Annotated in this window: 17 protein-coding genes and 1 tRNA gene; 14 read left to right on the top strand and 4 right to left on the bottom strand. The window is 56.3% G+C overall.

Annotated elements, in window-relative coordinates; genetic code table 11:
• The first annotated feature begins 2 nt into the window (after positions 1-2).
• From fepB to V5S80_RS06015, 3 genes are read left to right on the top strand one after another with little or no spacing between them, the layout of a single operon-like run.
• Complete coding sequence (gene fepB / locus V5S80_RS06025; protein ID WP_395169854.1) at positions 3-1013, top strand: Fe2+-enterobactin ABC transporter substrate-binding protein; 1011 nt, start codon at positions 3-5, stop codon at positions 1011-1013.
• A gap of 11 nt (positions 1014-1024) precedes the next feature.
• On the top strand, positions 1025-1252 hold the full coding sequence (locus V5S80_RS06020; RefSeq protein WP_395169853.1) for an iron chelate uptake ABC transporter family permease subunit: 228 nt from the start codon (positions 1025-1027) through the stop codon (positions 1250-1252).
• Positions 1249-1422, top strand: coding sequence for a hypothetical protein (locus tag V5S80_RS06015; RefSeq protein ID WP_395169852.1), 174 nt, complete (start codon positions 1249-1251; stop codon positions 1420-1422). Before V5S80_RS06020 ends, V5S80_RS06015 begins: the two co-directional genes overlap by 4 nt.
• An 11-nt stretch (positions 1423-1433) precedes the next feature.
• On the opposite strand, the gene V5S80_RS06010 is transcribed toward V5S80_RS06015, so the two are convergent.
• A complete protein-coding gene (locus V5S80_RS06010) occupies positions 1434-2966 on the bottom strand; it encodes an adenylate/guanylate cyclase domain-containing protein (RefSeq protein ID WP_395169894.1) in 1533 nt (510 codons plus the stop codon).
• A gap of 104 nt (positions 2967-3070) precedes the next feature.
• On the opposite strand from V5S80_RS06010, the gene V5S80_RS06005 reads away from it, so the two are divergent.
• The 3 genes from V5S80_RS06005 (at position 3071) to V5S80_RS05995 (ending at position 5748) form a co-directional block, all read left to right on the top strand.
• Positions 3071-4483: a DNA polymerase III subunit delta' gene (locus tag V5S80_RS06005; RefSeq protein ID WP_395169851.1), complete on the top strand. Its 1413-nt coding sequence runs from the start codon at positions 3071-3073 to the stop codon at positions 4481-4483.
• A 133-nt stretch (positions 4484-4616) separates the two neighbouring features.
• Positions 4617-4692: transfer RNA gene (locus tag V5S80_RS06000), tRNA-Thr, on the top strand.
• Positions 4693-5499: 807 nt separating this feature from the next.
• The gene (locus tag V5S80_RS05995) at positions 5500-5748 is read left to right on the top strand and encodes a hypothetical protein (protein WP_395169850.1); all 249 of its coding nucleotides are present in this window, start codon (positions 5500-5502) and stop codon (positions 5746-5748) included.
• Positions 5749-6363: 615 nt separating this feature from the next.
• Here V5S80_RS05995 and V5S80_RS05990 read toward each other — a convergent pair.
• Entirely contained in the window at positions 6364-7230 is an 867-nt protein-coding gene (locus tag V5S80_RS05990; protein WP_395169849.1) for an oxidoreductase, read from the bottom strand.
• A gap of 175 nt (positions 7231-7405) precedes the next feature.
• Between V5S80_RS05990 and V5S80_RS05985 the strand changes: the two genes are divergently transcribed.
• Complete coding sequence (locus tag V5S80_RS05985) at positions 7406-8758, top strand: MFS transporter (RefSeq protein WP_395169848.1); 1353 nt, start codon at positions 7406-7408, stop codon at positions 8756-8758.
• A gap of 20 nt (positions 8759-8778) precedes the next feature.
• On the opposite strand, the gene V5S80_RS05980 is transcribed toward V5S80_RS05985, so the two are convergent.
• Complete coding sequence (locus V5S80_RS05980) at positions 8779-9639, bottom strand: ABC transporter ATP-binding protein (RefSeq protein WP_395169847.1); 861 nt, start codon at positions 9637-9639, stop codon at positions 8779-8781.
• A 71-nt stretch (positions 9640-9710) separates the two neighbouring features.
• Entirely contained in the window at positions 9711-10847 is a 1137-nt protein-coding gene (locus V5S80_RS05975; protein ID WP_395169846.1) for an ABC transporter permease, read from the bottom strand.
• 197 nt (positions 10848-11044) lie between these two features.
• Here V5S80_RS05975 and V5S80_RS05970 point away from each other — a divergent pair, with 197 nt between their 5' ends.
• The 7 genes from V5S80_RS05970 to V5S80_RS05940 all read left to right on the top strand — a co-directional run bounded on the left by V5S80_RS05970 (position 11045) and on the right by V5S80_RS05940 (position 21722).
• Positions 11045-12547, top strand: a complete 1503-nt coding sequence (locus tag V5S80_RS05970) for a sensor histidine kinase (protein WP_395169845.1) — start codon at positions 11045-11047, stop codon at positions 12545-12547.
• A complete protein-coding gene (locus V5S80_RS05965) occupies positions 12544-13251 on the top strand; it encodes a response regulator (RefSeq protein ID WP_395169844.1) in 708 nt (235 codons plus the stop codon). The genes V5S80_RS05970 and V5S80_RS05965 overlap by 4 nt, the downstream gene beginning before the upstream one ends.
• A gap of 112 nt (positions 13252-13363) precedes the next feature.
• On the top strand, positions 13364-14773 hold the full coding sequence (gene lpdA, locus V5S80_RS05960; protein WP_395169843.1) for a dihydrolipoyl dehydrogenase: 1410 nt from the start codon (positions 13364-13366) through the stop codon (positions 14771-14773).
• A 574-nt stretch (positions 14774-15347) separates the two neighbouring features.
• On the top strand, positions 15348-16916 hold the full coding sequence (locus V5S80_RS05955) for a S8 family peptidase (protein WP_395169842.1): 1569 nt from the start codon (positions 15348-15350) through the stop codon (positions 16914-16916).
• A 276-nt stretch (positions 16917-17192) separates the two neighbouring features.
• Positions 17193-18794, top strand: coding sequence for an alpha/beta fold hydrolase (locus V5S80_RS05950; RefSeq protein ID WP_395169841.1), 1602 nt, complete (start codon positions 17193-17195; stop codon positions 18792-18794).
• A 644-nt stretch (positions 18795-19438) separates the two neighbouring features.
• Positions 19439-19906 carry a hypothetical protein gene (locus V5S80_RS05945; RefSeq protein ID WP_395169840.1) on the top strand — a complete coding sequence of 156 codons (468 nt, stop codon included), beginning with the start codon at positions 19439-19441 and terminating at the stop codon, positions 19904-19906.
• Positions 19907-20123: 217 nt separating this feature from the next.
• Positions 20124-21722 carry a carboxylesterase family protein gene (locus V5S80_RS05940; protein ID WP_395169839.1) on the top strand — a complete coding sequence of 533 codons (1599 nt, stop codon included), beginning with the start codon at positions 20124-20126 and terminating at the stop codon, positions 21720-21722.
• Positions 21723-21813: the final 91 nt, after the last annotated feature.

Genomic DNA, 21813 nt, shown 5'->3' with positions numbered 1-21813 from the left:
ATGTGCGCTCTCTCTTAATTAAGCTCGCGACAGTAGTGTCTGCGATTGTCCTGGTGTTGAGCCTGTCGGCTTGTTGGGGGAGCGATAGCCCTGCTTCCCCTTCGGGAGGGGGGTCTGCAATAGCTCAACAGGGGCAGTGGCCTCGAACGATCAAGCATGAACGAGGGGAGACTACACTCGACCATCAACCGAAGAAGATTGCGAATACGGCGCTTTCTGTCACTGGCACTCTTCTGGCTATGGATGCGCCACTTAAAGCCACGGCTGCCACTAGCCCGTCAGAAGTCACTGATAGCAAGGGCTTCTTTAACCAGTGGGCGAAGGTAGCTGATCACAAGGGGGTGGGCGTTCTCTACTCCGGCTTGACGTTCGACATGGAATCGCTCATCGCACAGGATCCGGACCTAGTTATTGTGTCGGTATCTGGTGCAGACTCAGTTTCTGACCAGTACAAACGGATCTCCGAGACCTTTCCGACGATCGCTGTCGATTACTCCAAACAATCCTGGCAGGACCTGGCTAAGGAACTTGGCCACGCACTGGGTCTCGAGAAGAACGCCGAGAAGGCTATCAAAGAATTCGACGACTACGTTGCCAAGCAAAAGAAGAAAATTCATCCCGCTGACGGTGGTGTGAGCATTGTCTCCTACAATGGCCCGGGTAAAGAACAAGGCATTGCTAAAACCAGTGGACCACACGCCAAGCTACTCAACGACCTTGGCTTCGACGTCAAGGAAGCGCCCAACGGAATGGACACTTCTCGGCAGGTGCGCCAGGACTTCACCTTCATCTCCCATGAAAACCTCACCAAGGGTATTCAAGGCAAAACCGTCTTCCTCTTCTCCGCCAACGACAAGACAGTGAAAGAATTCACCAAAGATTCACTCGTCGCCAGCCTACCCGCCGTCAAAGACCAGCATGTCTACCCGCTTGGTCTGTCCTCTTTCCGCCTCGACCCCTACTCTGCTCGTGACGTCGTTGACAATGTTGTGAAAGAAACCAACCAAAACTAGTCCATCTTGATATGCCCAAACCCCTCACCCCTCTCACGGTCTTGCACCGTGGGACGCCTCTTGTCATCTGGAAACGCCGACTCGCATGCGTATTCATCGCTGTGTCTGCAGGCACAGGCCTCGGCCTATCAGGAGCTCTTATGCAGTCGCTCACCCGAAACTCGCTGGCGGAACCCGGTATTCTTGGCGTCAACGGTGTTGCATCCGCCGGAGTGGCGTTGGTTTCCTCACAGCATTGACATGGGAAACAATCATTCCAGCCATCTCATCATTATGGAAGACGGAAAATCCCCGCGGACGGGACCCGTCGGACATCATCACCGAGGACCTTATCCGCAACGTCTACGACATTGACTGCCTCATCCGTGACAACCCCACCACCGGACGCCCCATGGTGGCATACCGATAGCCTGATCAGGATCACACTTCTGAGCGGTCCGCCAGGGTTGGGCGGATCGGCCTGGCCAGTTGCGTCATCTCCTTACGGCCACGCAACTCCACCGATTTCAACACCGTCCATCGCGCCTGCTCCACCTCATTCGCCCGCCGTAATGTCGCCGCCGACGTCAACACCCGCCCAGGCGTGTGCTTAGCTAAATCCGTCAACCTGGCCGCCTGATTCACCGCGTCGCCAATAACTGTGTACTCAAAACGATCATGTGCACCAATATGGCCAGCAACAACATGACCCGTCGCCACCCCAATACCCGACTGTAAACGCAAACCACGCAACTCTGCGCGCAGCTCACGCGCCGCCGCCAACGCATGGCCAGCAATATCATCCAGCGGGAGTGGCGCACCAAACACAGCCAACACAGCATCGCCCTCAAACTTGTTAATAATGCCCTTGTGCTTGTGCACAATCTCCACAACCCGATCAAAATACTGGTTCAGCGTCTCCACCACCTCCTCCGGTGGATGATTCACCGCGAACGTCGTCGAACCAATCACATCAACAAACAACACTCCGACCAGGCGATCCTCCCCACCCAGCACCGGGTTCTCCTCCATCGCCTGACGCGCAACCTCAATACCCACATACTGACCAAAGACATCACGCACCCGCTGACGATCCCGCAGACCACGCATCATCTCGTTAAAACCAGCCTGAAGAACACCAATCTCCGAACCGTCATAAATTGGGACATCCGTCTCTGTCTCTCCGCGGCGCACGCGAAGAATCGCATCCTGCAACTCACCAATCGGATCCGCAATGCTCATTGACAGCAGTGCAGCACCAGCCCACCCCGTTACTAACGATGTCACGGCTAACGCCACCACAGCAGGCATCAAATTCGCTGCGTTACTTGAGAAAAAACCCTGACGAGCCCCCACAGCAAGCAATAAAATCCCGACCACCGGGATAGCCGTCGTCGTAATCCACACCTGACGGATACGACCACTAATCGACGGCTCCAAAAACGTACGATCCGCATTCACCGCCAACGCAGCAATCGCAATCGGACGAACCCGACGCTCCGCAATAAAATACGTCAGCATCGTTACCAGCACACCACCAAGCAACGCTGTCACGCACACAGACACCGCTAGGTTGGCTGAATGCGTAGCTGCAACAGCAGTAAAAATAACGACGCCAATCAGCCACAACGCCGCACCCAAAAAAGCCTGAAATGCAGGAATACGTAACACCAGGTGACGAATCATAATTGGATCAAAACGGTCAGGATGCCGCTGCCACCTCAACACCGATTGAAACAAAAAAACCGTACTACCAACACCCATCACAACAGCGGACGCGAAATACACGGCATAAAGAACAGCCACAGAACTAGAAAAATCTGTCAGCTCATCCCGCTGCTCCAACGGCAACAAAAACCGCAGAAACGCCCCCACCGCCAACGAGCCCACCACGTTAGCCAAGAGCACCAACGCCGCATACATAGGCCACGACGTACCCCGAAGCCACCGGAGATACTCCTGAATCGTCATGATCAATAGGATAACTGGTCACCGTGTGCGATGGCGGTGGTCCGGCCTATACCGCGATGGAGATGCGTGCCGGCTGCCATGTCCCGGGTGCGACGTACACTATCCTCATGAATTCCCGCGCCGCCCGCCCCACCGAACCGGCCCTACTTCGGCAGATGGTTGGCTCACCCACCGTGCGTGGCATACTCACCAACGCAGTCAATGCTGCACGTCAGATTGCCGCCGTGGATGGTGGCGCGCCGGCACCTGAACGTCCGGGCACTCACATGGATACACCCGGTGCGGATTCGGCAGAGTTCAGCGGGTCAGGTGACAACATGGTGGGGGAGGAGCAGGTATCGTCGGCGCAGCGCGGTCATATGACGCACGCGTGGTTGTTCACGGGGCCTCCAGGTGCTGGGCGGTCTGTCGCTGCGAAAGCATTTGCCGCGTCACTTATGTGCAAGGACGCGGTGCCGGGTTGTGGTCAATGCGAGGCGTGTCGCACCGCACTTGCTGGGACGCATGCCGACACTGTGGCCATTGTGCCGGAAGGGGTCGTTATCCCCGTGAAACATGTGCGAGACATGATCGAGGCTGCCTCCCGCATGCCTACTACCGCGCACTGGCGAGTTGTTATCGTTGAAGATGCTGATCGGCTCAATGACGCTGGGGCTAACGCTCTTCTCAAGTCCATTGAAGAGCCGCCACCGCGCACCGTGTTCATCCTGTGTGCGCCGTCAACGGATCCCGATGATGTGCACGTCACCATTCGCTCACGGTGCCGGCATGTCTATATCCCCACCCCATCCGTGGATGATGTCACACGTATTCTTGCCGAGGATCCCACCATGGAACTCACCGAGAAGCAGATTGACTGGGCAGCGTCCGTCTCGGGGGGGCATGTAGGCCGGGCGAGGCGGTTAGCAGTTGACGATAACGCCCGCAATCAGCGGAAACGTGCACTACGTGTCCCTGAGATGATCTACAGGGATGGTGATGCCTACCTGTACACCGGCGACCTGGTCGCAGCAGCAAAGAGTGAAGCCGACGCGGCCACTGGTGAGCGTGATGATGCTGAATTGGCGAAACTACGCGAAGCCCTCGGTGTCGGCGCTAAAGGGAGGGGGGCAGCGAAAGCTCAGCGGGGGAGTGCTGGTGCCATCAAGGAACTCGAAACGAGGCAAAAGAACCGGCGTACCCGCATGGTCATCGACATGCTTGATCTCCTGCTCATGGACATTGCTGGTCTGTACCGCGATGCACTGATGATCAGCGTCGGCGCTGCTGGGGCTGGCGCCAGTGTCGGTAGTGATGTGGGCGATGGTAAGGGTAGTGCTGGGGTACCCATCATTCATCCGGATCATGCCAATACTGCTACTGAGCTAGCCCGCCGGAACACCCCCGAGCAATTACTCCAGTGTGTCGATGCTGTGCGTATGGGGCGTGAACTCCTTACCGCGGGTGTTCGCCAGGAAAGTGCCCTTGACGCGATGGTTGGCCGGCTACGACAAATTTGCGTCACCGGCCCCGTGAGGTGAACCGGTGATAGCAGCGTGACATGCCTGAATGGGAAGTGCCACCACGGGGGCGGGTTTGTGGGGGAACGTGCATGGTGCCTGGCGTGTTGTGGTCCCGCGACGGGTTCGGGTAACATGCGTCGAGGTACAACGTGCCGCCTTAGCTCAGTCGGTAGAGCATCTCACTCGTAATGAGAAGGTCGTCAGTTCGATTCTGACAGGCGGCTCCAGACAAACAACCCCCAGGCTCAACAGTCTGGGGGTTGAGCACTATCCATAGGGGTAGTTGGATAGTGTCGTTTCATGCCTCTTAGGCATTATCTTTTTCGCCATCCTCACCACCTGACGGGTGGACCATCGTTGCAGAAGCAGCTGGTGAATGAAGAGCGTCCGTAATGCTGAGTCGACTTGTTGAGGTTATTGCTCTTAAGGTGCAGAATACGGCTAGTCCCCGGTACTACGTCTTCGGAGGGATGGAGCTGACTAGTACCATTGCGCGCCCTTGATGGCGAATATGGCGTGGTTGCCTGCACGTATGACGCGTGATGAGGAGGACTTCGGCGGGGAGATCAAAGCATTTGGGCTACAGCTGCCTGGGGAATGATAAGAGCTCAATCCTGCTTAGGGAAGCGCTGCGCTTCGGTTTTGATAGGCAGTGCGCGGCTACACCCTGGCATTTTGATGTTTGTGTGAGATAATAAGTACGGGTTCAGAGTGTCGGGTCGGCCGTAACAAGAGTGATGCGATACGGGATTTAATACGTGGCGCTGTCAAGATGATGCTTTCCGTTTTTGTCTGACGATCCCGGAAAATCCATCTCCTTTGTGGTAATTATATCTGTTGAAGGGAAGGATGCTTTCAGTGTGCCCACAGCTAGTGTTTTCGGTGTAGACGGGGATTGAGCTCTCACCACCGGTTTTGTCGGAATCTCCGACCCCAAAGCAGCCGATGGGAACACTGAGCACAGGACTAACAACTAGGAAGAAAAAGTCGCAATAATGCTTAAAAAGCTTGGCCAAGAAACAGAAGGATCGCCTATGAAATCTGTAGAAGATTCACAACCTCGGGATGTCACTGTAGACGAACGGGTTAAAGAACGCGCAGAGAAGGGTCGCAAATTCCAGTTCACAACTCTACGTGGGACTGAAGAACAAAAAGCCATCATTGACTTTGCTGTTAAGAAAGAAAAGACCAGTATTCAGGCTATATTCATGGACATCGTGATGCGCAGGATCGAGGAGACCTACGGAGAAGAGTTTGATCGGGAAGTGATGGGACGACTATAAGCTACAGTAAAACCTACCTCTTGTAGGTGGCAAGGTCACTTTATCTTCACATTGACGAGGAGTTGAATCGTGAATGATAACGTCACTCACATTGTAGAAGAAATTTCCGCCTACGCCGTACTGGACACCGCCGGCCACGAGGCCTACCGCGCACGTCTCCTCCACGAACTTCTCGGCGGGGAATAGCAGTGCGTTTCACCTGATGGCGCATTTGTGCTGGTCAGTGAGTTTTAATAAAAATATAAAAGGATAAAAGGGGAAAGTATGGTGTGGTCATGATGAACACAGAACCCTTTCAGTGCACGCTCGGGTGCTTACCTGCCCCTCGTTGTCGGGTGTGGTGAATATAGAGACCGCCACAAAAGGTTATGTTAATCGCTTTCGTGATCACATATTTCCGACAATTAAAGAGCTGGGTTCGAAGCAGGACAAGTCGCTACAAGCGTGTAATCTCAATACAGCGGGATTCTTTGGTGTCGGTGCGAGGTTTGGTTTTATCCCGGAGTATCTTCCTGACTACACGCTTCGCATGGCAATTGAGGGCTGCTTAGTGCGAATGATGTACTAAACCCGGCAGGGTTTTGTTGGCTGTGCCATGCTGCGGCAATGCACCCATCACAACTTGTACGATTTCCGAATAACCCAGTCCATGGCGCGATCCGGAAGTATCTTCCGCGACACCATCGTTGACTTTGCCACTGGCCCAACCGCATACCGCGTGCGTGGGCGTTTCGCCGTTGCAGCCTTAACTATGGCACGGGCAACGCTCGCTGGTCGGGAGGCCAAACCGGGTCGATGGTTGAACTCAAACGAGTCCGCCACTTTGTGTGCCATGGACTCATACGCGCCGCCCTTGCTGGTTTTTTCCAACGCCTTGTGCGCAATCGGTGCCCACTCGGTCGTGACGGGTGCGGGCTCCACCACCGACACGTCGATACCCCATGGCGCCAGCTCCAGCCGAAGGCAATCACTCAACCCCTCCAAGGCGAACTTCGAACCGTGGTACCAGCCGCCGAGCGGAGCCGGCACCTTCCCCGCGATCGACGACACATTCACAATCCGCCCGTCCCCACGCTCACGCATATACGGGGCTATGAGCCGCACCAGTGCCATAGGTCCGATGACATTCACCTCAAACTGGCGACGCGCATCCTCCAGATCAATATCCTCAATGGCGCCGACAACGCCGTAACCGGCACAATTGACGAGAACATCAATATGGTTTTCGTCGCGAATAATGGTGTCGATCCCCACGCGCATCGACTCCTCATCTGTCACATCCATGCGCAACGTGCGCACCCCACACTGTTCAAGTTCTCGCAAGCGATCCTCACGCCGGGCAGCCCCGTACACCACGAAACCCTTTTTCAGGAGCATGCGCGCTGCCGATTCGCCAATTCCCGACGTCGCCCCGGTCACTAATGCCACTTTCGTCGTACCGACAGGGGTGGTGCGTGAATCGCCAGAGTCTGTGTGGGCCATAGGTGCCATATCCTCTCCGTGATGTCATTGACGTTGTGGTCGTACCCCAGTTGTCAGCCGATAGATGCCGTGGATACGGGGTTGGTACCGTGTTGCCCTGTAGCCGGGGCGTCGATTTTCGCTGAAAATCACGATTCTACTTGGTTGAAAAACTAGGCACTTCTACGATAATGCCATGTCCTCCCTGAACTCGTCTGAGAGCAATAACTCAGATGCACCCGCCCCCCACACGCCCCACACGACCGCCACCAGTGAGTTCACACCACGAGAGATCCGTGCCCGTGCCACACACACCTCTGCATCGTCTCATCGATATGCCTGGCTGTGCGTGGCGTTCGCGATGTTCGTCATGACCTGGGGCGGCAACGAGTTCACACCACTGCTCATCTTCTACCGCAATGAAAGCGTGTTTTCACCAGTATTCGTCGATTCATTATTGGGCTCCTACGCCACCGGAATCATGATTGGCCTCATTTTTCTCGGCCCCCTCTCAGACCGTTATGGCAGAAAGACCGTCATGCTTGGCGGGCCAGTTGCCGCGATCCTCGGATCTGCCCTCATCGCCATCGGTGAGAAAACTGAACTCCCCATGTTCACCGGGCGATTCCTCGCCGGACTGGCAGTCGGCATCGCCATGACAGTAGGTGGATCATGGGTCAAGGAACTCTCACAAGCACCATTTGACCCGCATGCGAAACCCTCCTCCGGAGCAGGACGCGCTGCAATGGCCTTAACCAGCGGCCTTGGACTGGGAGCGGGCATGGCAGGTGTTCTCGCACAGTGGGGCCCCATACCCGGCCAACTGTCCTACCTCGTTCACATCACCCTATCCATTCCCGCACTACTGTTCCTGGTGAAAACCCCAGAAACACGGCAGTCCGCTCACCTTAACGTCCATGGCAGCTTCTGGTCTGACCTCGCCGTCCCCACCGTGAAGCACCCGCGATTCCTGACAGTCGTTGTGCCCATGGCCCCATGGGGATTTGGCGCCGCCGGCGTCGCTTACGCTGTCACACCCGCACTCATGTCCTCACACGTAGGCGCGCCCGTCGCGTACTCATCGCTCCTCACCGTGGTCTGCCTCGCTTTCGGGTTCGGCATCCAAAAAGTTGGCGGCCGCATCAACACCGCACGGAGTGCACGTGGACCGATCATCGGCATCATTTTCGTCGCCGTCGGAATGGCACTCGCAGCCTTCGTATCTACGCAGCTCACCATTATCGGAACCCTCACCGTCGCAGCCTTACTGGGCCTGGGTTATGGTCTCGTTCTCATCTCTGGGCTTATCGAAGTTCAACGGTTGGCCGGCCCCGACGATCTTGCTGGCTTGACATCAGTCTTCTACGCGCTCACCTACGTCGGGTTCTTCTTCCCCATGATTCTCACGAAGCTCTCCGGGCGTTTCGACTATGTCACCATGCTCGGGTTCGGCGCCGTGGAAGCAACACTCACGCTCATTTTCTTGGTGATGGTCTCCCGCAAGAACGTGCCGACCACCGCGGAGACGACACCCCCGTCACGCCACTAAGCTGACATTCCCCGGCAGCGTCACCACGCCGACGGTGCCACAGTCGCATGCGCGCGCCCATCAGCCATGGTCACCGTCGTATCCACATACTCCAACACACCATGATCGTGAGTCACCACCACCGTGGCGAGATCAAGGCGACGCGTGATCGTCGACAACAAATCCATCATCGAACGTGAGCGTGCAGCATCAAGAGCAGATGTCGGCTCATCTGCCAACAACACAACCGGTTCCCCCATCAACGCCCGCGCGATATTCACCCGCTGACGCTGCCCACCAGAGAGCTCATGAACACGACGGTCGGCCATAGCGTCGAGGCCAACGAGCTCCAACAACTCATCGGCACGCGACCGCCGCCGCCGAAGAGCACGCCCACGCACCCCGCGAATATGATCACTGATCAGCAGCTGCTCGCGAGCAGTCAGCGGCGCGAGCAAGTTAGGCTGCTGAAAAATCACCCCGACCTTATCCAACCGGATGCGGGAGCGACGCGCCTCATTGGTGGCCGACACTCGTCTCGCCCATGCCCGCAATCCCACAGGCCACCGAGTCGCCACCGGTGACTGAGACTCCCCATCTGTGAGCGACACACCATCAATGATGACCTCCCCTGACGTCGGCGGCATCAGCCCAGCCGCCACCGAGAGCAACGTGGATTTCCCCGAGCCAGATTCACCAACAAGCCCGACAACGTGGCCTCGCGACACCGTGAACGTCACCGCGTCCAACGCCGTGATGCTTCGAGGATTCCCCGTGGCATCGACACCATCGGGGTACCTCACCGTGACATCATTAAGGCGCAACACCGGTTCATTGTTGCCACCACTGTGACCAGCAGCAGTAGTGGTGGAACGAGTTGTCTGTGCGGCCGCTGTGACCATGGTGTGTGTCCTTTCATCGTTGCCCATGCCCGGTCTACTGACAGGCCTCTTCTCACAATTCGTTGTCATACCTAGTTCCCGCCCAATGCAATAAGAGGGTTCGTTGTCGACACTTTGCGTACAGCACACACCGCGCCAAGGATGCCGAGCCCCCACATCCCAACTGCCGGCCCAGCCGTGGTGACCCATGAGGTTTCGAAGGGCACCGTCCGGCCTGCGAGGAGCCCAAGGGCCCACCCCACCACGCCACCACCCACTACACCTGCTGCAAGCACAACCGCAGCCTGCCCCAATGCGTCACGCATCAAGTAGCCCCGTGCCGCCCCAAGAGCCCGAAGAACCGCAATATCGCGAGTACGCTGCATCGTCCATACTGTTAAGAACGACACGGTCACCAGCGCAGAAATGACATACAGAAAACCCTGCATCGTCACCAACGACCCATTCTCCGTGGAATACGCCGGGAGACCCCGGAATGAACCATGGGTACTGGCAGACACCATTTTTGTGTCCTTCTCCAGCCTCGACCACGCATCTGCTGATACGCCACCAGTGACAACCAACGCACTCCCCACCACCGATTCAGGCTGGTGGACGAGATCCCGCCACGTTGACGTATTTGTCCATGCCACAAGACTGTGGCTGTAGTATTCATCCGCCACGATGCCAACGACCGTCAGCGTCTCACCTTGGACAATGACGTTCTCATTCACGTGAGCGTTAATTTTTTTCGCCAACGACTCCGACAGGGCAATGTCCTGGGCGTGAAGCGTATCCACCCTGCCACGCTGAGGATCCCCCACGACGCTCGTCATGAACTTCGCATCACTGGGGACACCAAGAATGGCGGCCCCATCGGATGTCGACGCCTCCACCTTGGTCTGCGCAAAACCCACCGGTGTGGCCACCGCGCCGGCATCCCGCCACCGCGCAACTTGATCCTCCGTCACCGCCGCGTTCGCAAAAGACACCTCGGCCTTACCCGTCGTCGCCGTCGCACCCGCTGGGTTAGCCGGAGCCTCAGATACCGGAGCACCAAAAACAAACCGATCCGCACCCATCGACGTCAACACCGACGTATTCTGCTGGCCCAACCCATGTGTGAGGCCCGTCAGCATCACCAACAAAACGGTGATCAACCCGATCACCGCTGTCATCAGAGCAAACCGCCCTTTGGCATACAGGACCTCCCTCATACCAAGAAACATCAGCCCACGTCCTTTCCTGTGTTCCGGAGCCTCTCCCCGCATGTGTCATGCGTGCCGTGGGCCCCAACGTCGTGTTGATCCGGTGGTGAATCCCAGTCTCCACCAGGGGGACATCGATATGCATCGGGATTTAGGAGGATTGTGACTCAACCAAAAGGTTGATGCCCGTGGGTGGGACAAAACCTAGAATGACCACTATGGTGATGCCGCGCCCCCACCCAGCACACGACACCGGAATGGACTCCCACGCGCCCGAGGTGACATCGCATTCCGCTGTGTTGATGGTCCTCCGCGTCGCCCTTCACGTCATGGTGGCCGCGCTCCTCGTCGTCGGCCTCAGCCGATACCTGGCAGGCATGGGCGGCGCCTCGTCACACGGCACCACCCTCATCACACCACCGGCAGGAAACAACGGCCCAGATACAGCCCCCGCGATGTGCGCCATCGGTGGGGTCGTTCTGCTGGCTATCGTCTACATGGGCGGAACGATCTGGGAAAACCGATACACCAAGCACAACCACACCCACGCTGGCCGTGGACACCAGGGAGGGCGTCGCATTCCGGACCCCCGTCGCTACGCACCGTGGTGGATCGCAGCCGTCACCGGGTTATGGTTTCTCCTCATCCTCATCTCCCCGAACTTCGTATGGCTGGCACTGCCCATCATGTTCCTGTGCATGCACGTGTGGCCATCGTGGAAAGGTATCGTCGCCGTCATTGCAGTCACCGTGATGGCCGCAGCCGTACCCTATCTCCACCTGGCCTCCCAGGGTCGCACAGATGGCTACTCCCTCGGCATCGCCCTCGGCCCCACCTTCGGGGCAGCTTTCGCTCTTGTTATCTCATGGGCGTATCGGGCTCTTTATAATGAATCTCAGCGATACCTCCACATTGCGCGCGAATACCGAAGCCTAGCTAACCAATACCGTCGTACAGCCGACGCTCTTAAAGCATCCCAGGCTGAACGTGCTACCACTGAACACACAGCAGGGCGCATGGAGGAAAGAGAGCGACTAGCCCGAGAAATCCATGACACCGTCGCTCAAGGATTAAGCTCCATCGTGCTTATGAGCAGATCACTACAGATTCCCCGCGGTTCTGCCGACCCCGCCACGGGCACCGTACCCACCGATCACGCTGACCTCGCTACGTTCCACCACACCATCGCCACCATCGAAGCCACCGCCACCGACAACCTGGCCGAAGCGCGACGCTTCATCCACAACATGACCCAACCAGGCGACGTCAACATTCGCCACCACCTCGAGGCGGCCTGCCGACAAACACAAGCTCAAGCCCTCGCAGAGGGACAACACCTCACCTGTGAATTCCGCTACGAAAGCAACCACGGTGACGACGCCACACCACCCATCCCGGACACGATCAGCCACACACTGATCAGAGTCGTCCAATCCACCATGGCTAACGTGCGCCTCCACGCCCGTGCGACGCGCGCCGTTGTCACCCTCGGACTCTGGGATGACACCGTCACCCTTGATGTCGTCGATAATGGTTGTGGATTCAACACCGACACATCAACTCTCGGATTTGGTCTCACAAGTGTGCGGCAACGCGCAGAAGCCCTCGACGGAACCCTCACCGTGGAATCCACCCCGGGCCATGGAACTGCTATCGCACTACGCCTACCGTTGACATCACAACATGCCATCACGGACGACACCGAACGGAACACCCCATGACTGCCACTATCCGCGTCCTCCTTGTCGACGATCACCCTATCGTCCGCGCCGGGCTCCGCGCGGTTCTCGACAGTTTCCCCGACATTAGTGTTGTTGGGGAAGCGGAACACGGGCGCGCTGCCCTCGACTACCTTGCAGGAACGTCGGGTGTGACCGATGGTGGTGCAGAGCGGGTTGCCGGGGGTAGTGGTGCGCATCATTCCCTGAACGAGAGTAGAGCTGATTCTGGTACTGCCCCTGTGGATGTCGTGGTCATGGATATCCAAATGCCTGTGATGGATGGGATTACGGCCACCAAGAACATCGCAGCGCAGGGTGGCCCGCCAGTTCTCATCCTCACTACTTTCGACACCACCGCCGATATTGTTGCTGCTGTGAAAGGCGGCGCCCTCGGCTACCTTCTTAAAGATGCGCCGGCCTCCGCGGTTCACCAGGCGATTGTTGACACCGCAGCAGGAAAAACAACGCTATCGCCGGATATTCTTGCGGCGCTCACATACAGCCCCGCCAATGTGGAACTGTCCGAGAGGGAAGTGGAAATACTCGGCCACTTGTCGACCGGTGCAACTAATAAACAGATCGCCCAGTCGTTATTTATTTCAGAAGCGACAGTGAAGACTCACCTGGTGCACATCTACGAGAAATTGCAGGTCTCCAATCGGACTGCTGCTCTTGTGCGTGCGAGGGAATTACGGGTGATGTAGTCCGGGCGCGTGGCGCGGTGTCGTCGTGTTTTGTTGTTCGTAATGTAGGTAAGGCGACGGATATTGCCCCCAAACCTGAAATCTCTGTGGCAGCGTCGTATCCTAAACAACCGTGGCTGAACATTATGACGTAGTTATTCTTGGTGCAGGTCCCGGCGGTTACGTGGCAGCGATTCGTGCCGCCCAGTTGGGTAAGAAAGTCGCTGTTGTGGAAAAGCAGTATTGGGGTGGTGTGTGCCTGAATGTGGGGTGTATTCCCTCGAAGGCGCTGCTCCGCAATGCTGAATTGGCGCACACGTTCACGCATGAGGCGAAGACTTTTGGCATGTCTGGTGATGTGTCGTTTGACTTTGGTGCGGCGCATAAGCGTTCCAGGAAGGTGTCCGCCAACATTGTGAAGGGTGTTCACTTCTTGATGAAGAAGAACAAGATCACAGAGATTCATGGCTTGGGGACGTTTACCGATGCGCACACCATTGAGGTGTCCGATGGGGATGATGCTGGTACCACCATCACGTTCGATAATTGCATTATTGCGACGGGTTCTGTGGTGAGGTCCCTCCCTGGTATTGAATTCGGTGGCAATGTGGTGTCCTATGAGGAGCAGATTCTCAATGAGGATCTTCCGGGGTCGATGGTGATTGTCGGCGCGGGCGCGATTGGTATGGAGTTTGCCTATGTGCTGGCGAACTATGGTGTGGATGTCACCATCGTTGAATTTATGGATTCTGTCCTGCCCAACGAGGATAAGGATGTTTCCCGGGAGATTGCGAAGCAGTATAAGAAGCTTGGTGTGACCATTATGACTGGTCACAAGACCACCGCTGTGCGTGATAATGGTGACAGTGTTGAGGTGGACATTGAGAAGAAGGATGGCTCTCGTCAGCAGACGTTGACTGTGGATCGTGTGCTCGTGTCGGTGGGGTTTGCGCCGCGCGTGGAGGGCTACGGCTTGGAGAAGACAGGTGTGGAGCTCACTGATCGTGGTGCTATCGCGGTTGATGATTTCATGCGCACCAATGTCGATGGTATCTACGCTATTGGTGATGTCACTGCGAAGTTGCAGTTGGCGCATGTTGCTGAGGCGCAGGGTGTTGTGGCTGCGGAAACGATTGCTGGTGCGGAGACTGAGGCACTGGGTGATTACATGATGATGCCGCGTGCGACGTTCTGTAATCCGCAGGTGGCGTCGATGGGGTACACGGAGGCTGCGGCGAAAGAGAAGTTCCCGGATCGTGAGATTAAGGTTGCGAGCTTCCCGTTCACGGCGAATGGTAAGGCGCAGGGGTTGGGTGAGCCTGCTGGTTTCGTGAAGGTTGTGACAGACGGTGAGTATGGTGAGATTCTCGGTGCTCACATGGTTGGTTCCAATGTGTCTGAGATGTTGCCGGAGTTGACGCTTGCTGCGCGGTATGACCTTACTGCGGAGGAAATTGGCCGTAACGTTCACACCCACCCGACGTTGTCGGAGGCTATTAAGGAAGCGGCTGAGGGGACTCTTGGCCACATGATTAACTTGTGATGCAGTAGTCCTGGTTTGTTCTGGGGTGTGCCTGGCGCTAGTGGGTTCGTTGTCTTTTAACGCGACGCGGTCCTGCTAGCGCCTTGTATTTTTGGAGCTTGGGGGTCTCTGGGTGCCGGTTGTGTCTGGCGTGCTGTGATGTTATTTGTTTATGTAGCAGATTTTAAGTATTGTGTGTGGTCCGGCAGAGTTGCAGTGGAATGGCTTTTTCGGGGGGAATAATAGTCAATATTGTTTGTTTCTTTATTGTTGTTTTGGGGGAATTGTGTGTGCAACTTTCACCCCTTTTGTTGTGAGAATGGGACGGCGGTTGGTGTGGTTGTCGGCGGAATGAAAACGCTGTTGACGTGCATCTTCAGCGCTACTGCGATTGTCTTTTATTCTTGCGTATTCCTAAATGTATCCCCCTGAAGCGTATTCCCGCATCAAATTATCTACATTCTTAGAAGTATCAAATTTTCTACCCAAAACATTATTTTCAACTCTTTCTAGCGACTACCTCGAATAAAACAATTAATCATAAATCTGAGGTATAATTATCTAGTCGGTATCCCTTGAACATAGGAAAGTGTCAGTGAAAAAATATCGCAATTTTGCTGCCTCAACTGTGGCAGTGTTGTCTGTGGCAATAGCTGCATCTTCACTCCTTCTCCCCGCCCTTAACTCCAACGCAGAACCCGATCATTCTGCGGATTCTCCCCGTAGTCGCAATCATGTCCGGTATGATCTTGATGCAGATCAATTCATCGTCACATTCAACAAGATGGCAACGGTTGATGAAAAACACCGCATGGATGTCATCAATGAGATCACCTCGGAGTTCAAATCCAAGGGCTCGTACACCCGTCAGATGTTTGATGGCTCGTATGTTGTCAAACTGGATCCGCCCGTGCCTGCTCGTGATGTTCCGAGTCTGAAGGGCAAGTTGGAGTCCAAGGCGGAGATCAACGTCGCGGAAATTGATCAGATTCAGAAAAATTCCGCCACTCCGTCCGATTCCGATTTTGGTCGCCAGTGGTCGTTTACCCACGAGCATGGCTCGCATATTCCCCCAGCGTGGGATGCCGGTGCGCGTGGGCAGAACCAAGTGATCGCTGTGGTTGACACTGGTATCACGCCCCACCCTGACCTTGAGGGCAAGATTCTTCCCGGCTATGACATGATCTCTGAGGATCAAGCTTCACGCGATCGGGACCCGGGCCGGGACGCTAACCCCAATGATGAGGGTGACTGGACTCGCCCGGGAATGTGCCGTGCTGATGACAATGGGGGCCCGTCGTCCTGGCATGGCACCCATGTGGCCGGTATCGCGGCAGCGAACACTGATAACGGCCAGGGGGTCGCTGGTGTTGCCCCCGATGCCCGTATCCTCCCCGTGCGTGCACTGGGTGCGTGCGGTGGTCGCCTCTCCGATATCGTTGATGGCATCGCCTGGTCTGCCGGCAAGCATATCGATGGGGTTCCCGACAACCCCAACAAAGCTAATGTTATTAACCTGTCCCTCGGTGGCGACGCGCCCCGCTGCTCCGCGCCATATCAGCGTGCTATTGACTTCGCTAATGAGCAGGGAGCTACGGTAGCTGTCGCAGCAGGCAATGACAACACCGATACTTCCTATACGCAGCCTGCTAATTGCAAGGGCGTCATGGTTGTGGGGGCAACAGGCCCTGAGGGGCACCGTGCTAATTACTCCAACTACGGTGACGCGGTTGACTTTGGTGCCCCAGGTGGAAACCACCTCCCGCGCGGTAGGCACGGTGGTGTGGTGAATGAAGAAGCTGGTATCTGGTCCACGGTGAACAAAGGTGAGACCGGACAAACTGAACCGGGCTACAGGTACCTGGACGGCACGTCAATGGCAACACCGCTCGTCGCTGGTGTTATCGCGCTGATCAAGAGTGCTAAACCAGGTATCACCAATCCTGAAATCGAGAAAATTCTGCGTAACACCGCCAGCCCCTACACCCAGGAGCCGGACGACAACTACGGCAACTCCTCATCGAAGACCCACCAGCTCGGCGCCGGTATTGTCAATGCACGTGCCGCTGTGTGTGCAGCCCAGGGCCGCAATGAGCACGAGTGTGGCGGTGCCGAGGAACCCCGCGAACCCGCACCAGGAGACGAAGCACGGTCGCGACGGTAAACACCTAATGTGACATCGCCCCGCCGTATGGTGGTGTGGCATGTGAATCCGCACCGGTTGGTGCCGCCGTTCCGCACGTCCCGCTGAGTATGTGAGCGCTCGGGGGGACGTGCGGTCGTTTGTGAGGCAGTATTAGACAGCTGGGGTGCCACCCCAGGGGTGGGGGAGAAGGATGGGAATTCAGGGCTGGCTGCCTGCCACATGATGTAGGTTGTCATTAGTGTCATTCCTCCCTCGGGCCATGATCTGGCCCCACTAACCCCCTTTAGGTGAACCATGACAAGACGGGCCAGAATACTGGCAGCCAGCGCTTTACTAACTCTCTCTACTGCTATCCCGGCGTACGCTGGGGAGGCTTTGGACACCTCATCGACATTGTCATGGGGCCCGTGCCCCGAAGGGTCAGGGGTGGTCGCACGCGCAACGTGCGCAACTTTTACCGTCCCGAAGGATTACGATGATCCGTCGGCCGGAACGATTGAACTCACCATGAGTAAAATCCCAGCCACGGGGAAAAAGAAGGGTGTTATCGCGGGTAACCCTGGCGGCCCCGGTGGCGACGCGCTCGGCATGTTCAGTGATCCCGCCGACGATGATCCAACATCACCTCGCGTTCGTCTCCCAGATAGCATTGGCAAAGACTATGACCTCATCGCAGTGGAACCCCGTGGATTAACCTGGGGCACTCCACTCAATTGCGAACCGCCGAGGACCTCGATGATGCCGGCCGCAGCACTGTATGAGGCCTGCGAATCCCACAACCCCGGGTATACGAAAACAGTGAACACCGCGAATACCGCCCGGGATTTAGAGGAAGCACGTAAGTATCTCGGGGAAAAGACCCTCAACTTATATGGGGTTTCCTATGGTGGGATACTGATGAGCACGTATGCGACGTTGTTCCCATCTTCAACACACAAAGTGATTCTTGATTCGAGCGCGTCGCCTCGCGACTGGGCCAATGACATGGCTGCGAAGCGACAACGGACTCGGCAGGAAGCGGTACGTGCGTTCTTTTCTTGGATAGCTGAGCAGGATGCGAAATACCACTTGGGGACAACCCCCCGTGAGGTGTATAGGTCTTTTGCCTCGGTAATTCGTGATGTCTACGGGGTGGCTCCCCCGGTTCGGCCACAGCCGGCTGGTCGCGACGATGTTCACGCAGTTCCGGATGATTATGCCGAGGCAGCAATAGGCTTGTTAAACACTGTCGATTCGCTGTCGTGGAAGGCTGGTCGTTTTATTGATGTTATGAAGATGTATGCTGGCCTGCTCCCCGTGGAGAATATAGGTGCGCCGACGTCGACCGCGGTCACTTCGTTATACGATCAAAAGACGTGGCCAGAGTTGGCACAAGCAGTCAGCGACGCCAAGGCTAAATCTCATCATGAAGGCTCCTTGCAAGAGCCGTCGAGGAAGCCTGGTTCGGGTGATAGTACCGATGCCCTCACCCCGGATATGCGTAAGCAGCAGGAAATCCAACAAAAGTTGGTTCAGGCCATGATGGTGCAAAGTAACGCTGTCATATGTAATGAGAATGCGACTCCACCCGATCACTCGAAGCTTCTTCCGTACCTTGGATCCCTTGTGGTGCCGGGGGATGCGCTTGAAGCGAATGACAACTTGATCGTCAGCGGTGCGTATTGTGGTGGTTGGCCGACAAACACGCCGTTCGCGCCAGTCTCTGGCCATCAGCTCACAGTTAAGCCCTTACATCTTGGTTATGATAAAGACACTGCGGTGTCGGAAACAGGGGCTCCTGACATGCGTGACGCGATGGGTGGGGAGCTTCACATCTATCACGGTTACAGCCACGGTGTTTTGATACAGGATGCTGATCTTGCTGCGCAAACAGTAGCCGACTACATGAACGAATAGGACGTTCTGGTGGCCATTCGTCCTCCGTACAATCGGGGGTGACTCTCCAGTGGTTGCCGCAAAAAAAGCTGGGTGTCTCATCTGCAATGCTCACGCGATGGAAGCAAGGGATGCCTCCAGATGCTCATGCTGCTGTGGCATTAGCGCGTATATATGGGGGTAGTCCCTTGCAAGCATTGGTGGCAGCGGGAGGGTTATACTTCCTCACGACGCCGGGGGGATTTCTCGCGAGGCTGAGGAGGGGGAGTGTATCCCCGTTGAAGATGTTCCTCTCGGTGAGCTTTTGGATGAGGTCAAGGTACGCATTCACGAGCTTGAATCCACCTTCGGGGATATTAATGTGCTGGATACTGTGCAGGGTGATCGGCGCATCAAGACTGAGAGAAGAAAACGAGGTTTTCTGCGGTGATGGTAACAATCCTTGGGCTTATCATTGTCGCTATAGGCATAGGAGCTGGATTTTTTCGCACGGCGTCTTTGGGGCGGTTCTTTACAAGTGGGACTCTACTTGTCGTGTCCTTGTCTTTAGCTCTTTTGTTGCGGATTCCCACCATCTCTGATAATTGGCTTGATCCACTTTAGGGCATTTCCTTGGTGTCTATAACCTTCCCGATGTTATTGCTCATGGGCTCGTTTTCGTTGCTATGGGAGCGGTTTTTTCCTACCTGGTGAAGGTTATTGATTCGAGCCGGTCGCTGGTTATTCCGCATGGTGTTCTTGTACTGATATGGCTGAGCACGCTTATTGTGTTTTGTGCATCTGGGGCGTGGGACCACCCAGTGGAGAATATCGTGAACGAGCCGTCTATGGGGGTCTATTCGGCGCTCTTTTCGCTTGCGATGCTGATTACGCACATGGTGTCAATAACCGTGGTTGCTCCTCGTTTTCGCGCGATATCTGGAATTGATTCGTGGCAGTTGTCTCTGATGGTGGGTGCTGTTAGTGGGGTGCTCGTATCGGTGCATAGGCTTGCAGTTATTGCATTTCCCACGCTAAAAGGCGTGTGGTATCAGCCCATCACATGGGTCCTGTCTCTTCTCGGCCTTGCTGGATATATTGTTGCGATAGCATTGGTTAATCGATTTCTGAAGCCAACCGATGGGCCGGCCTGAGTACTTCTTGTGGGGCGTTGGCTGGTTGTCACGTGTGTGGTTAGTCGAGGAGAACTCCAGGCGTAGATAATGATGATCTTTTCTTCGCTGTTGGAGCTCAATGGTTACTGAGGTTCAGGTAGTTCATCAATCCGGATCGAGATTGTGAGCCTCAGATGCTTTTCCAGCCAAGGCCGTAAAGATTCCTCTACACTGGCCGACGACACGATCGGAGCACATGAATACCACGACACACCCACGCCCCGCGTCGCGCCGGCCGCATGCCTTTCGCGATGCCTGGATTGTTGAGACCACCACAGGCCCCGTCAAAGGCCACCCAGAGACGGGTGTTGTTGCCTTTCGCGGTATTCCGTATGCGCAACCTCCACGGGGGGAGCTGCGGTTTCGTCGTGCCCAACCAGTAGAGCCATGGACAGAGTTGCTTATCGCTGCTCATCCCGGTGATTATTGCGCGCAATACCGTAACAGGACAGTGGGATGGGTGGGGTCCGAGGATTGTTTGTGGCTCAACGTGGTTGTCCCGGTTGCCAATGGTCACGATCGCGGACGCTCCGGCCGGTGGTGGCGTAGCTCGTTTGACCGCAGCGCGCGTCGTCCTATTGTCGTGTATTTTCACGGTGGGTCGAATGTTCACGGGTCAGCGAATGAGCCTTTGTTGACCGGCCAGTATTTCGCCCAAGCGATGGACGCTGTTGTGGTTGCGGTGAATTACCGGGTCGGCATGTTTGGCCAGTTGTCGCTCAACTACGCGGCTGGTGGGTCGTCGGCGACGGAGGCGGATTCGAACCCTGGTATTTCGGACCTTGTCATGGCGTTGCGGTGGATTCATGCCAATGCTGAGGCGTTCGGCGGGGATCCCAAGCGTATTACAGTGATGGGTGAGTCGTCGGGTGGTGCGATGGTGACAGCGCTGACCGCGGTTCCTGAGGTGAGGGGCATTATTGCGGGGGCTATTGCGCAATCTCCGCCTGTGGCGATGGTTCATTCACCGGTGGCTGCTGCCCGGTGGGCTGATCGTGCTCGGGCTTACAATCCTGCGCTGAGACGTGTGTCTGCCATGCGGGTGGCGGAGGTGACTGAGCACCTTAATAGATGTAATGACGATTACCTGGAGTTGTCAGGCCCGTTTGCCCCCACTATTGATGGTGACCTTGTTTCTCGTCACCCCTTGGCCATTGGCCGGTCATGCCCGGGAGGGAGCGTGAGGGATGATGGGACGCCTGCGCAGGAGATTCCGTTGCTGATCGGGACGAATGCTGATGAATACTTGGTGATGCGGTGGGAATGGATGTCGACCTCAGCGCAGCGAGCTCGTGTTCGGGAGTTTGCCGCACGTATTGGTGGGGATGCTCCTGATATTGTGGCTGAGTTTTACCGTGGGGGGAGGACCCGTGCGGATTGTGGCAGGTTCGCTGGTGATGCGTTGTTCTTTGCGTCAGCGACACAGTTAGCGTCGCGGTGGCCGGCTGGGCGTGCCTGGGTGTATCGGTTGGATATGGCGACTCCGTCGCTCCGGGTGTCGGGTTTAGGCGCTATCCATGCGTTGGATTTGCCGCTGCTTTTTGACCGTTATGACGCGGGCAAAGGGCCTACGGCGTTAGCGTTGGGCGGGAGGAAGACAATGCGTGCCACTGGCGTTGCTATGCAGAAGAGGTGGAAGAACTTTATTCACCGTGGTGATCCTGGGTATGCGCCTTTTAGTGAGGGGTATGCTACCCAGATTTTCGACGCTGGTGAGTGCACTGTGGAGGATCCGGCGGGTGAACGTCGTCGAGCATGGGCGAATGTTGATCTCATGGCTTCGGGCGCGGAGTGATCGTACGACAGCAGTTGGTGGTGCTCTGTGTATGGGGCGGTGGTTCATGTGTTGCACCTGGAGTCGGTGGGTGCATTTTGTTTGTTTTGGT

It is taken from the genome of Corynebacterium sp. PCR 32 (genome assembly GCF_037464985.1).
Lineage (GTDB): Bacteria > Actinomycetota > Actinomycetes > Mycobacteriales > Mycobacteriaceae > Corynebacterium > Corynebacterium kroppenstedtii_D.
Note: the sequence above shows the minus strand (reverse complement) of the source record. Positions and strands in the feature narration are given on the sequence as shown.

Coding starts and splice junctions, on each gene's coding strand:
- V5S80_RS06020 (WP_395169853.1), top strand. CDS start 1,025: ATGCCCAAACCCCTCACCCCTCTCACGGTCTTGCACCGTGGGACGCCT.
- V5S80_RS06005 (WP_395169851.1), top strand. CDS start 3,071: ATGAATTCCCGCGCCGCCCGCCCCACCGAACCGGCCCTACTTCGGCAG.
- V5S80_RS05995 (WP_395169850.1), top strand. CDS start 5,500: ATGAAATCTGTAGAAGATTCACAACCTCGGGATGTCACTGTAGACGAA.
- V5S80_RS05990 (WP_395169849.1), bottom strand. CDS start 7,230: ATGGCCCACACAGACTCTGGCGATTCACGCACCACCCCTGTCGGTACG.
- V5S80_RS05985 (WP_395169848.1), top strand. CDS start 7,406: ATGTCCTCCCTGAACTCGTCTGAGAGCAATAACTCAGATGCACCCGCC.
- V5S80_RS05980 (WP_395169847.1), bottom strand. CDS start 9,639: ATGGTCACAGCGGCCGCACAGACAACTCGTTCCACCACTACTGCTGCT.
- V5S80_RS05975 (WP_395169846.1), bottom strand. CDS start 10,847: ATGTTTCTTGGTATGAGGGAGGTCCTGTATGCCAAAGGGCGGTTTGCT.
- V5S80_RS05970 (WP_395169845.1), top strand. CDS start 11,045: ATGGTGATGCCGCGCCCCCACCCAGCACACGACACCGGAATGGACTCC.
- V5S80_RS05965 (WP_395169844.1), top strand. CDS start 12,544: ATGACTGCCACTATCCGCGTCCTCCTTGTCGACGATCACCCTATCGTC.
- V5S80_RS05950 (WP_395169841.1), top strand. CDS start 17,193: ATGACAAGACGGGCCAGAATACTGGCAGCCAGCGCTTTACTAACTCTC.
- V5S80_RS05945 (WP_395169840.1), top strand. CDS start 19,439: ATGGGAGCGGTTTTTTCCTACCTGGTGAAGGTTATTGATTCGAGCCGG.
- V5S80_RS05940 (WP_395169839.1), top strand. CDS start 20,124: ATGAATACCACGACACACCCACGCCCCGCGTCGCGCCGGCCGCATGCC.